14 protein-coding genes are annotated in these 11,705 nt (G+C 35.3%); all 14 read right to left on the bottom strand.

The window, feature by feature from the left end; translation table 11 throughout:
• Position 1: 1 nt before the first annotated feature.
• The 14 genes from CAO17_RS06550 to aroC all read right to left on the bottom strand — a co-directional run bounded on the left by CAO17_RS06550 (position 2) and on the right by aroC (position 11,557).
• The gene (locus tag CAO17_RS06550) at positions 2 to 685 is read right to left on the bottom strand and encodes a zinc metallopeptidase (RefSeq protein WP_085992046.1); all 684 of its coding nucleotides are present in this window, start codon (positions 683 to 685) and stop codon (positions 2 to 4) included.
• Positions 686 to 742: 57 nt separating this feature from the next.
• Positions 743 to 1,006: a sporulation protein YpjB gene (locus CAO17_RS06545; RefSeq protein ID WP_085992045.1), complete on the bottom strand. Its 264-nt coding sequence runs from the start codon at positions 1,004 to 1,006 to the stop codon at positions 743 to 745.
• A gap of 72 nt (positions 1,007 to 1,078) precedes the next feature.
• A complete protein-coding gene (gene lhaT, locus CAO17_RS06540) occupies positions 1,079 to 1,657 on the bottom strand; it encodes a lipoprotein heptaprenylglyceryl N-acetyltransferase LhaT (protein ID WP_085992044.1) in 579 nt (192 codons plus the stop codon).
• A 68-nt stretch (positions 1,658 to 1,725) separates the two neighbouring features.
• Entirely contained in the window at positions 1,726 to 2,502 is a 777-nt protein-coding gene (locus tag CAO17_RS06535) for a menaquinol-cytochrome c reductase cytochrome b/c subunit (RefSeq protein ID WP_085992043.1), read from the bottom strand.
• Positions 2,503 to 2,519: 17 nt separating this feature from the next.
• Positions 2,520 to 3,194, bottom strand: a complete 675-nt coding sequence (gene qcrB, locus CAO17_RS06530; RefSeq protein ID WP_085992042.1) for a menaquinol-cytochrome c reductase cytochrome b subunit — start codon at positions 3,192 to 3,194, stop codon at positions 2,520 to 2,522.
• Between the two features lie 6 nt (positions 3,195 to 3,200).
• Complete coding sequence (locus CAO17_RS06525; RefSeq protein WP_085992041.1) at positions 3,201 to 3,713, bottom strand: QcrA and Rieske domain-containing protein; 513 nt, start codon at positions 3,711 to 3,713, stop codon at positions 3,201 to 3,203.
• 188 nt (positions 3,714 to 3,901) lie between these two features.
• A complete protein-coding gene (locus CAO17_RS06520; protein WP_085992040.1) occupies positions 3,902 to 4,360 on the bottom strand; it encodes a YpiF family protein in 459 nt (152 codons plus the stop codon).
• A gap of 65 nt (positions 4,361 to 4,425) precedes the next feature.
• Positions 4,426 to 5,001, bottom strand: coding sequence for a ReoY family proteolytic degradation factor (locus tag CAO17_RS06515; RefSeq protein ID WP_085992039.1), 576 nt, complete (start codon positions 4,999 to 5,001; stop codon positions 4,426 to 4,428).
• A 35-nt stretch (positions 5,002 to 5,036) separates the two neighbouring features.
• Positions 5,037 to 6,302, bottom strand: coding sequence for a tetratricopeptide repeat protein (locus CAO17_RS06510; RefSeq protein ID WP_085992038.1), 1,266 nt, complete (start codon positions 6,300 to 6,302; stop codon positions 5,037 to 5,039).
• Positions 6,303 to 6,529: 227 nt separating this feature from the next.
• Complete coding sequence (aroA, locus tag CAO17_RS06505; RefSeq protein WP_085992037.1) at positions 6,530 to 7,822, bottom strand: 3-phosphoshikimate 1-carboxyvinyltransferase; 1,293 nt, start codon at positions 7,820 to 7,822, stop codon at positions 6,530 to 6,532.
• A 23-nt stretch (positions 7,823 to 7,845) separates the two neighbouring features.
• Complete coding sequence (locus CAO17_RS06500; protein WP_085992036.1) at positions 7,846 to 8,946, bottom strand: prephenate dehydrogenase; 1,101 nt, start codon at positions 8,944 to 8,946, stop codon at positions 7,846 to 7,848.
• 2 nt (positions 8,947 to 8,948) lie between these two features.
• Complete coding sequence (aroH, locus tag CAO17_RS06495) at positions 8,949 to 9,317, bottom strand: chorismate mutase (RefSeq protein WP_085992035.1); 369 nt, start codon at positions 9,315 to 9,317, stop codon at positions 8,949 to 8,951.
• Positions 9,314 to 10,387, bottom strand: a complete 1,074-nt coding sequence (gene aroB / locus CAO17_RS06490; protein ID WP_085992034.1) for a 3-dehydroquinate synthase — start codon at positions 10,385 to 10,387, stop codon at positions 9,314 to 9,316. Before aroB ends, aroH begins: the two co-directional genes overlap by 4 nt.
• The gene (gene aroC / locus CAO17_RS06485) at positions 10,388 to 11,557 is read right to left on the bottom strand and encodes a chorismate synthase (protein ID WP_085992033.1); all 1,170 of its coding nucleotides are present in this window, start codon (positions 11,555 to 11,557) and stop codon (positions 10,388 to 10,390) included.
• Positions 11,558 to 11,705: the final 148 nt, after the last annotated feature.

The raw sequence follows: 11,705 nt of genomic DNA, 5'->3' as shown, positions 1-11,705 counted from the left end.
TTTAATCTTCACTTGTAGCCATGTATAATAATACAAATCTAACCAATTCCATTACGGCCACTAACGCTGCAGCTACGTAAGTCATAGCAGCTGCATTTAAAACCTTTTTCGTTTCTCTTTCTTCATTATTCCGGATAATACCCGTTGAAACCATCTGCCCCATTGCTCGATTTGAGGCATCAAATTCCACTGGTAATGTCACTAGTTGGAATAATACTGCTGCTGACATAAAAATGATACCAAGTAGAATCCAATTTGCTGCACTAAAAATAATCCCAGCAATAATGAGTATCATAGATAGATTAGAACCAATATTAGCTACAGGTACAAGAGCACTACGGAATTTCAAGAAAGCATATTCTTGTTGGTCCTGAATAGCATGACCAACTTCATGAGCTGCAACTGCTGAGGCAGCCATCGAACGACCATGGTAGTTATCCGTTGATAGACGTACTACTTTCTTTCTTGGATCATAATGGTCTGACAACATTCCCCGAGTTTCCTCGATTTGAACATCGTACAACCCATTGTCATCTAGTATCTTTCTAGCTACTTCGGCTCCAGACATATGAGAAGAGATTGGTTGTTTTGAATACTTTTTATATGTGCGTTTTACTCTGCCTTGTGCCCATAAGGGGATAAGAATTAAAAGGGCAAAATAAATTAAGTACCCTAGCATTTGCATTCCTCCAGTGTTTTCTAAAAACTTTTATTAAGGTCAATTTTAGTCAAAAATGCGTTTCTAGTCAATCATTTTGTCCTTCCTTTTATTGTGCTCTTTTTGCTCCCCTTTATATTTTCTCCAACTAACATAAGATAATGTAATTCCTATACTTCCAGCAATAATAATTGTAGCCCAAATCAATGGAGACCAATCAAAATTAGTTTCAACAGGTGTTTCTACTGGACTCGCTTTTACTGTATAAGTTTCAAATTGAAAAAATAGTAGCATCCCTATGACGATGATGAATATCAATAAAACTTGAAGCTTTTTTGTGTTTTCCATAGAGATCACCTCACATACATACGTCTTACTCCATAATGTATGATTGAATGTACAAATATATAACCAACCCTATTACCTAGGATTGTTAGCATTCTTATTCATAATCCAAAAAGCTATCCCTATAGAGACTATACTTAACCAGAATGTAAAGTATCCAATTTCGTTTATGTAATTTATTAATAAGGAATATGTTGGCATCATTCCAAAAACATAATCAATGATATCATTATGTAACACCCAAATGGCTGCAACTGCAACATGACGAAACTTAATTTTATAGTATGGTGCATATAGTAAAGCTTGGAGAGCCATACCGAAATGAGATGCCATTAGCATATATCCTTGCCAACCTATGGAACCCTGAATTTGTAAGGTTAGGACATTCATGACAACCGCCCAAATTCCATATTTAAATAACGACGTAATTGCTAATGCTTCAATATAAGGAACATGTTTTCCGAAAATGAAAAATAAAAGAAAAATAGTAAAAAACAAACTTGCCGTTGGACTATCTGGTACAAATATGAGAAAGATCCCTGGTGTAACGGATAACTGACTCTCATACCATATGTAGCCATAAATAGTTCCAAGTAAGTTAATTACAAACAATAAAATTAAGAAACGCTTATCTAGCAATATGTATCGTATCAATTTAATCATTCCTTATTAGATAGTAAAAAACACCTTCACCATTAGTTTAGCGAAGGTGTTTTTACTATTTATTTTGCTGATTCATTCACAGTAATAATGAAATCTGAAAGCTGTTCTAATTCCTCGTCAGAACCTTGGAAAATACCCGCAGGCATTCCACCCATACCGTTCACAGCTATATCAGCAATTTCTTCTGCTGAATATTCTATACCAACTAATGTTGGTGCAGCTGCACCGCCTTCCAATTCTCCTCCATGGCAGGAAGCACAACTATTTTGATATACTTCATATCCTTCATGTGATGTATCCACTTCAACAGAAGACTCTGGAACTGGTTTATTTGCCTCCGCACGTGCTTCCCAATCAACATGAGACGCAGAAGTATATGTTAACCAAATAACAGATACTAACGCAAGAAGCATCATACCAACTGCTACAGGACGTTGATGTGGTCTACGTCCAGGACCATTGTCCAAAAACGGCGCAAGTAAAAGTGCTCCGAAAGCAAGACCTGGTATCCCAAGCATACCTAAAAGAACAAAATCTCCACTTGCAAATTCATACTTTAATAGTTCGTATAAAAATAAGAAATACCAGTCTGGTAGTGGTATGTATGCAGCATCTGTAGGATCAGCAACACCTTCTAATGGTGATGGATGAGCTAATGTTAAGCAAAGAAAACCAACCAAAAATACTGCACCTACTAACCATTCTTTTAATAAAAAGTTGGGCCAAAAAGCTTCCGTTCTACCAGGATATTCAGAATAATCTTTTGGTACTTGTGATGTTTTTTCAGCAGAGATTCGTGAGTCTCCAACAAATTTCATACCTTTACCCTTATGCATTCGCTTTTCCCTCCTTTTTATAGTGGTCCAGAAATTCCTTGTCTACGGATTAAGATAAAGTGTACTGCAAGAAGTGCAAATAATGCACCTGGTAAGAAGAATACATGGATTGCAAAGAACCGTGTTAACGTTTGCGCACCAACAATATTTGCATCACCAGCTAACAGTATTTTTAATTGTTCCCCTATAAATGGAACTTGCTGTGCCATCTCTAAACCAACTTGAGTAGCGAAAAATGCTTTGTTATCCCATGGTAATAAGTAACCTGTGAAACCTAATCCTAGCATTACAAAGAAAATCAATACACCGACTATCCAGTTTAACTCACGTGGCTTTTTATAAGCTCCTTGGAAGAATACTCTGAGTGTATGTAATAAAAGCATTACTATAACAACACTTGCTCCCCAATGGTGCATGCCTCGTACGATTTGACCGTGAGCAACCTCTGTTTGTAAGTAATATACCGACTTCCAAGCATTTTCAATATCGGGAACATAATACATAGTTAAAAACATTCCCGAAAGAATTTGAATAACAACAACGAAGAAAGTTAATCCACCAAAACAATAGACAAATGCTGAAAAATGATGTGCTGGATTAACGTGTTCTGGTACTTCATGATCGGCAATATCGCGCCAAATAGGCGTAACATCTATACGGTCATCTATCCAATCATAAAATTTTTGTAGCATAGGTAATTACGCCCCCTCTCTTGATATTGTATTTCCTAAGAACAAGATTCCATCACGAACCTCATGCTCGTAGAATGGTAAAGGAGCTAATGGTGGAGTTCCTGGCACATTAGTTCCATCTTTTTCATACCTTCCATCGTGACATGGGCAATAGAATTGGTTTGGGTAGTCTTCGCTACCTTCCCAAGAAACGACACAGCCAAGGTGTGTACATATTGGAGATAATGCGATAATGTCTCCATTATCATCTTTATATACCCATGCAGAACGACTTGGTTCAGATTCATACCATCCATCTACTTGTTCAATTGTCCAATCCACACGTTGTGGGTCATTTGTAATTTCATCTACTGATATACCAACATTCACTAACTCACCAGCAGAAGATTCTTTTAGAACAGGATCAATAGCCATTCTTAATGGTGATACTAATAAGCCTGCCGCCATAAAGCCCCCTACACCTGTAAGCGTATAATTTAGAAACTGTCTGCGGGATACTTGTTGCTTTTTGTCACTCATGATTTTTCCCCCCTCTTTTACATTATCATAGACATACTCATATAAACAGATTACTAGGACAATACCAATGATAGCGCAATCTATTTATTATTTCAATAAATAACCTTAAGTAATTAACACAATTTGTAAAAAAAAATCACTATTTAATTAAATAGAAATTATACATATAATTTTATTCTTTTACTAGGTTACCAATAAGAACGAATTAATTCTACAATCTGACTTACTTGTTCACGTATCATCTGCTGTAGTTCCTTAGACTGTAAATCTCCTGTTTGTATGGCAGGAAGCCAAATTAATGTTCCATCCAGTTCTCTCTCAATTTTTTTCCATCTTGAATCGTACGTGATAAGAAAGATTTGTGTAAATGGCTGTTCTTTCATATTCTCCACCCAACCATTTAGACGATTTTTTTCATTTTCTATCTCCGTTTTTTTTATGTAATGATAACTTGGGATTAACATAGTTCTGCCCGATAGTTCTCTTTCCAATTCATTGGTGAACACCGTTAATACTTCATTCTGAAACGAATCCCTCTCTATCACCTGATCATCTGACATATGAATTGGCATTAAAGGAATAATTACTGTATCTATATATTCTTTTGCCTTTAAATATTGAGATATATCTTTTTTTCTCCATTGCATATTCTTCCCACCTTTCCTTATCATCATCTATAGATAATATATTAAATAGGCAAAAAAAATCAACCTTATTGCTTTTGCAATTTAGGTTGATTAGTATAGGAGGATTCTAACTCATTTAATTTATTGGACAGTTTTATAAATCTCTCTTGATTCAATTCATCTAGTGCTCGGTCTATTTCCATTTGTAACTTTTTCTTTTTATATTCAAAAACCGTCTTATCCAGAAGCTTCTCTGCTAATATTTTATCTTTCTTAGTCACAAAATAATCATCGGGCACATAAGGGTTTTCCTCTAAAACAGAAGCATAAAATGAATTCTGATGGGATTTATTAAAGTTAAGTTGAATAAACAAATCTTCATCCTGGTTTAATCGTATATCGTGAAAGGACTTTTCTGCATCAGTTGTTACTAAATGATTTTTGTAGAAGCGAAAAGGTACTTCAGATGAACATTGAGAGGTAATAACAATCCCTCTAGGACAAAATTTAACGTCCCTAACAAAATGTACTTTTTTCAATAATTGATTATGATTTAGAATGTAATTTAATATCCAAACACTTTCCCTTTTCTTCAACTGATAATGTTTTAAAAACCATTGTATGAAATTCTTTTTGTCTATTGAGGAGATGGGGGTTTCCATTTTATTTCCTCCTTACCTTTTCATGATCAAACAGCTCAAAAATCCTGCCTTGTTAATTTTAATCGATTAATAAACTCTTCGACATCATTATCTAATGGTACTAAAGACAAATAGGATTCTAATACAGGTATTGCTTCTTCCACTCTCCCTTCTTCTGTTAGAAAATATCCATACTCTTTCACGAAGTCGCTATCATGATTTAAAGTATTATATGCTTCATTATAGTGTTTTAATGCATAATCATATGATTCTGTTTCATTATATGCTCGTGCCAATTCCCATTCGTATAAAGAGTCACTCGCTCCTGTACTTTTTATTTCATTAAGTAAATCAATTATATTTTCATGGTCATCAACTGCCTTATATAGTTCAACAAGGAACAATATGGCTTCCTTATAATCTGGTTCCAGTGCGACTGCTTCCTTTACAAATTGAATACTTTCTTTATCTTTATCTAGTTTGTGTGCTAATGAACCAGATAATAAATATAATTCCTTATTATATTCATCAAGTTGGACACCTTTTTTCGCTGTTTCGTACGCCTCGTTCAATCTTCCTTCCTCTTCATAAGCTAAAGCCAATTGGTAATAAACAGTGTAGTAGTATGGGTCTAGATCTATTACCCTCTCCCATACATTAATCGCTATATCGACACGGTCCGCTTGGTATGCAGTAATTCCATAACGAAATAAATTATCAGGGTCGTTGCTCTCGTTTTCTGTAAAATAAGTCAACGCTTTTTCATATTCCCCAGATGCAGAGTAAGATTCTCCTAGCCTTTCACTAATCGAAACATTTGCTACTTGACTTGTCTTTCTTTGTACCTTTTCATAATACAGAATAGCTTTTTTATATTCACCAATAGAAAAGTAAAGTTCACCAAGAGCAAAATCAATGATTTCTTCATTCGGTTCCACTTGCTTCGCTTTTAATAACTTTTGTTCAGCGACCTCGAATAGTCCTTGTGCTTGATAAAGATCAGCTAATTGAACCAAAGCTTGAGTAAAGGATGGATCGTTTTCATCAATTTCTAGTAGTAATTCAATTGCTTCCTCATCCTGTTCTAGTTCTATATATATGTCTGCAAGGGTAATTTTTAAATCACTTTCCTCTGGGTATTTTTTTAGTAATTCTTTAAGAAGAATCTGCGCTTCCTCTAAGAAACCTAATTGTATATATGTTTGAGCAATCGTGAACGTTTCATCATCCGTTGCCGTTTTTTCTTTTTGTTGTAATTTTTTTAATGCCTTTTCTGTCTCACCGTATTCAATTAATTGATATATTTCTGTAATGGTGTCCATTTTAGAACATCCTTTCTATTCTATCTTCCTAATAAAGCTATTCTATTATTATAACAAAATGCCAAAAGAAATGAAAAAACCTGCTGTTAGACAGGTTTTTCATTTCTTTTGGAAATTATAAATTTACGGTTAATATTTTCTTGTATTAAGTTATAGCCACATCCTGCTCGACATATAGACGTACTTATATCAATTTCACAATCTTAGCTTGTATGGGCACTTGAGCTTTATTTCCTTGTTATAGATTGTAAGTGTTCAAAAAAACTAGGATATGAAATAGCTATAGAAGAAATGTCATCAATGGTAATTTCGTCCTTTGCTACTAAAGATGCTATGGTAGCCATCATTGCTATTCTATGATCGTCATAAGAGGAGACTTTTCCACCTGTTAGCTGTGTTTTACCATAAATAATCATGCCATCCTCTGTAGCCTCGATTTTAGCACCTAAAGTGGATAGTACGTCTACCACGGCAGCAATTCGATCTGTCTCCTTTACTCGAAGCTCTTCGGCATCCCTGATAATCGTTTTCCCCTCTGCCTGTGTTGCTAAAAGTGCAATAATCGGTATTTCATCAATTAATCTAGGAATGATTTCTCCTTCAATTTCTGTTCCATGTAAAGAAGAAGCTTCAACAACAATATCACCCATTGCTTCTCCGCTTGTAACTGTTTCATTTTCTATTTTCATAGTTGCTCCCATTTTTTGAAGCGCATCAATAATCCCTGTTCTCGTTTTATTTAAGCCAACATTTCTTAAAACAACCCTACTATTTGGAACAATACAACCTGCAACTAAAAAGAAAGCAGCAGAAGAAATATCCCCCGGTACTTGTACATCCGTTGCTCTTAATGGTTGGTTACTTGTTATTGTAGTAGTTAAACCATCCCTTGAAATATCAGCACCAAATGCCTCTAACATATTCTCCGTATGATCCCTTGTTTGTACCTGTTCCGTAACAACGGTTTTTCCATTTGCCAAAAGTCCTGCTAGTAAAATGGCCGATTTCACCTGAGCACTTTTTACTGGCAACTCATAATAAATTCCCTCTAATACCTGACCCCGGATTGAAAGTGGAAGGTGTCTTCCATCATTCCTACCATCTATGGATGCGTTCATCTTTCGTAACGGATTAACCACTCGATCCATTGGCCTTTTCAATAATGAAGCATCACCATAAATTGTTGTAAAAAAGTCTAATCCAGCTAATATTCCGAGCATCAATCTTGTTGTCGTTCCAGAATTTCCAAAATCAAGTGGAACTGTGGGCTCTTTCAAAGCAGAAACACCTTGTCCGTTTATAGTAAGTGATGTTCCCTCCTTTTGAATAGAAACACCCATGGATTGAAAGGCTTTTATTGTTCTCATACAATCTTCGCCCTCTAAAAAATTAGTAACCTTCGTTACCCCACTAGAAAGCGATCCTAAAATAACGGAACGATGAGAAATAGACTTGTCTCCTGGTACTTCTAATTCGCCATTTAGTTCCTTTTCGTAAGGTTTTAACGTTATCTCTCCCATTTTTCCACTTCCTTTATTGACTGTTATTCCATAATCATAGCCTCATAACCATGATTTATAAGGATATCCAAACTAATCAGCTGTGTATCCTTGGCTGAGAAACTTAAACGCAATACACCTGTAATCCCTTCTCTAATTTCCAATATCTCGATATTTTTAATACTAATCTTTTTATTTGCTAAAAGTAAGACAACCGAACCAATTGCCCCAGGTTGGTCCCTGATATCCACATAAAGGTCATAAAAAGAAGGAATAGCACCTTTTTCTTTAACGGGCAACCCATCTCGATAATTTTTTGCGTTTGTTAAATATGTAACTAGCTTTGTCTTTTCGTTATTCTCTATTAACTCTTTCAGGCCCTGCATTTCGTCAATCCATTCTTCCAATAGCTTCGATAATTTATCACGGTTATGGTAAAAAATATCCTGCCACATCTCTGGACTACTAGAGGCAATTCTAGTAATATCGCGAAATCCACCTGCTGCTAGATTAGGTAAAAATGCGTGGGTCTCTTGCCAATTCTTAGCTTGGTGTACTAGAGAAGAAGCAATTAAATGCGGAAAATGAGAAACAACTCCTGTCATTTCATCATGTTCATCAGAGTTTAAAACAACGAATTTTGATTGAGTATGTTGTAAAATCTCCTTTAATGTATTAACTTTTTCTTCATCAGCATTTGCAGTTGGTGTTAATACATATATAGCACTTTCAAATAAGTGAGCCTTAGCAGCTTCTATTCCTTTTTTATGGGAACCAGCCATAGGATGTCCACCAATAAACGTAATCCTTGGATTAGATAGGTTCCTTGCTACTTCTAAAATGGAGCTTTTTACAGATGCAACATCAGAAACAATTACGTCTTTGGTTAATTCAATAGTATCTAACCGTTTCAATAAACGAATAGTTTCTGAAATAGGAGCTGATAAAAAAATAATATCCGCCTTTTTTGCGGCATCCTCAAAATCGTTCGATGTCTCTTGTACCATACCATGTATGGATGCATATTCCAAAGTCTCCTCATTCACGTCATAACCAATTAGATGATATTTGTCATCTTCATTGACACACTTTGCTAATGATCCGCCAATAAGTCCAAGTCCTGCTATTAAAATTTTTCGTTTCAAATCTAATCACCCTTAACTAAATCCGGTCTCAATTTAACTGCTTCATTTTTAAATATATGTTTTATTTCTTCTTGCGATTTATTTGTATTCGTAACCATCATTACTCGAATGCATTGCTTAAGGCCATGTGGTACATCAATTTCCGCCATGCACATAACAGGAACATATTTCCATCCATCAATTTCTCTTAAGGCCTTAGCCGGAAAAGTTGCATTTAAATCTTTTGTAACTGAAATAAAAACATGCGATACATCTGTTGCTTGTACATTGTTCATATCTATCATTTCTACTATTAAATCCTTAGCTTGCTTTAATATTTCTTTTTCATCATTATGAGTAACAGTAGTGGCTCCACGAATTCCTCTAGTCATTTTTTCACCAACTTTTCAGAAAATGATTGTAAATATTCCTCTAATCTCTCATCAGAAATTTCATAAACTGTAGGACTTCCAATCTCTTCCAATAAAACCATTTGAATAGTCTTATTCGTTGTCTTTTTATCGGACTTCATTCGTTGAATGAAGTTCTGTATATTAAAATTCTTCAATGAAAGTGGGTAATTATTCTTTTTAAGCCATGTATAAAGAGTATCAACAGGCAAATCTATTGAGTAAACTTCATTACTAACATAGAGAGCAAATATTAATCCAATAGCAACAGCTTCCCCATGAGTAATTTGTCCATAACCTAGCTCTGCTTCAATTGCATGTCCAAGAGTATGACCTAAATTCAAATATTTACGAACTCCGTTTTCCTTCTCATCTTCCTCTACGATTTTAGCCTTAACCATGATTCCATAAGATAGATACTTTTGTAATTGATGATTAGAGATTTCATTTAAGTTTATATGCATCAGTTGTGTAAAGGTAGTTTCATCAGAGATTAATGCTTCTTTTATTATCTCTGTAAACCCTGAGCGGACTTCCTTTTCACTAAGTGAATGAAGTGTTTCTACATCATAGATAACAGCAACAGGAGCATAAAAATTACCAATCATATTTTTACCGAGTTCATGATTGATTGCAACCTTCCCACCAACGCTTGAGTCGTGTGCCAATATCGTTGTTGGGACCTGAATAAAATCAATACCACGCATATATGTAGAAGCGACAAATCCTGCTAAATCACCAACTACTCCGCCCCCAAGAGCAATAATTAACGAATTTCGATCAAGGCCATATTGAATGGCATCCGTATGTAGCTGATAGAAAACATCGACACTTTTTGATTGCTCTCCAGAAGAGATGATAGATTCAAATACATTTTCAGTAGGAAGACTATTTTTTATAGCGGACAAATACATGCCCGCTACTCTATCGTCGGTAATAATCAGTATAGATGAATAATTCTTTGGCAAGTATTCGCTTATATTAAAACGAACACCTTCTCCTATAACAACCTGATAGGAATGTGAACTTGATTGAACTGTGATTTCTTCCATTTAGAAACACCTTATTTCTTCACGATAATCATCTATTGCCTTTTTAAGAGTCGAAAATTGATCACTTGGAAATTGTTCTGTAATTGCCTTTGCCAATTCAAATGCAACAATATGTTCCATTACTACGGAAGCAGCGGGCACAGCACATGCATCAGACCGCTCAACGGTAGCTTTGAATGGTTCTTTTGTTTCAATATCAACACTTTCAAGTGGTTTTAACATCAATGTTGGAATTGGTTTCATGACACCTTTAACAACAATAGGCATGCCTGTAGTCATTCCACCTTCAAGCCCACCTAAACGATTCGAAGTTCGGTAATAACCTTTATCCTCGCTCCATGCTATTTCATCGTGCACTTCACTTCCATATTTCTGTGCAGCTTCAAAGCCTATCCCAAATTCTACCCCTTTAAAGGCATTAATACTAATAACAGAACCAGCAATTCTTGAATCTATTTTTCGGTCGTAATGAACATATGATCCAATTCCTGCAGGCATCCCTTCAACATAAACCTCACAAACTCCGCCAATAGAATCGCCTTCTTTTTTTGTTTGATCAATTTTGTCCATCATAGGCTTTTCTACATCTTTATCCAATACCATCACAGGAGAATTTGTTGAAATTTCTCTTCTTTCGTCAATGGAAAGACCATCTATTTCCTTAGCACGTATACCTGCAATTTCTTTTACGTAACCGCAAACCTCAATTCCAAGTTGTTTCAACAACGTTTTTGCTACAGCACCAGCCGCAACACGCGCAGCTGTTTCGCGAGCAGAAGAACGCTCTAAAACATTTCGCATGTCCCGATGACCATACTTTAATGCACCATTAAGGTCAGCATGTCCCGGTCTTGGTTTAGAAACTACTCTTCTTACCTGAGTATTTTCATCTATAGGGTCTTCTCCCATAATATCTGTCCAATGCTTAAAGTCATCATTTTCAATTACAAGTGAAATAGGTGATCCAAGTGTATACCCATGCCTGATGCCACCTGTAATATTCACTAAATCCTTTTCTATTTGTTGTCTTTTCCCTCGACCATGACCACCCTGTCTACGTCGTAAAGACTTATTTATATCATCTTTCGTAATAGGCATTCTTGCCGGAATCCCTTCAATAATAGTTGTAAGTTGTTTACCGTGAGATTCTCCAGCTGTTAAATAACGCATTTATATTCTCCTTTACCGCAATATATTTTAGAATGCTTGATATTTTCTAATTACTATAGCATAACTTTGTTCATTTGTGATAAAAATATAGTAAATTTTAATATTTAGAATTCTATGAGTGAATTATTTCTTTCTTAACAATCGATGT

Source organism: Oceanobacillus senegalensis (assembly GCF_900176885.1).
GTDB lineage: Bacteria > Bacillota > Bacilli > Bacillales > Amphibacillaceae > Oceanobacillus > Oceanobacillus senegalensis.
Note: the sequence above shows the minus strand (reverse complement) of the source record. Positions and strands in the feature narration are given on the sequence as shown.

Excerpts from the sequence above, each read along its gene's own strand:
- CAO17_RS06545 (WP_085992045.1), bottom strand. The coding sequence starts at position 1,006 with ATGGAAAACACAAAAAAGCTTCAAGTTTTATTGATATTCATCATCGTC.
- CAO17_RS06520 (WP_085992040.1), bottom strand. The coding sequence starts at position 4,360 with ATGCAATGGAGAAAAAAAGATATATCTCAATATTTAAAGGCAAAAGAA.
- CAO17_RS06535 (WP_085992043.1), bottom strand. The coding sequence starts at position 2,502 with ATGCATAAGGGTAAAGGTATGAAATTTGTTGGAGACTCACGAATCTCT.
- CAO17_RS06510 (WP_085992038.1), bottom strand. The coding sequence starts at position 6,302 with ATGGACACCATTACAGAAATATATCAATTAATTGAATACGGTGAGACA.
- aroH (WP_085992035.1), bottom strand. The coding sequence starts at position 9,317 with ATGACTAGAGGAATTCGTGGAGCCACTACTGTTACTCATAATGATGAA.
- CAO17_RS06525 (WP_085992041.1), bottom strand. The coding sequence starts at position 3,713 with ATGAGTGACAAAAAGCAACAAGTATCCCGCAGACAGTTTCTAAATTAT.
- aroA (WP_085992037.1), bottom strand. The coding sequence starts at position 7,822 with ATGGGAGAGATAACGTTAAAACCTTACGAAAAGGAACTAAATGGCGAA.
- aroB (WP_085992034.1), bottom strand. The coding sequence starts at position 10,387 with ATGGAAGAAATCACAGTTCAATCAAGTTCACATTCCTATCAGGTTGTT.
- qcrB (WP_085992042.1), bottom strand. The coding sequence starts at position 3,194 with ATGCTACAAAAATTTTATGATTGGATAGATGACCGTATAGATGTTACG.
- CAO17_RS06550 (WP_085992046.1), bottom strand. The coding sequence starts at position 685 with ATGCAAATGCTAGGGTACTTAATTTATTTTGCCCTTTTAATTCTTATC.
- CAO17_RS06515 (WP_085992039.1), bottom strand. The coding sequence starts at position 5,001 with ATGGAAACCCCCATCTCCTCAATAGACAAAAAGAATTTCATACAATGG.
- aroC (WP_085992033.1), bottom strand. The coding sequence starts at position 11,557 with ATGCGTTATTTAACAGCTGGAGAATCTCACGGTAAACAACTTACAACT.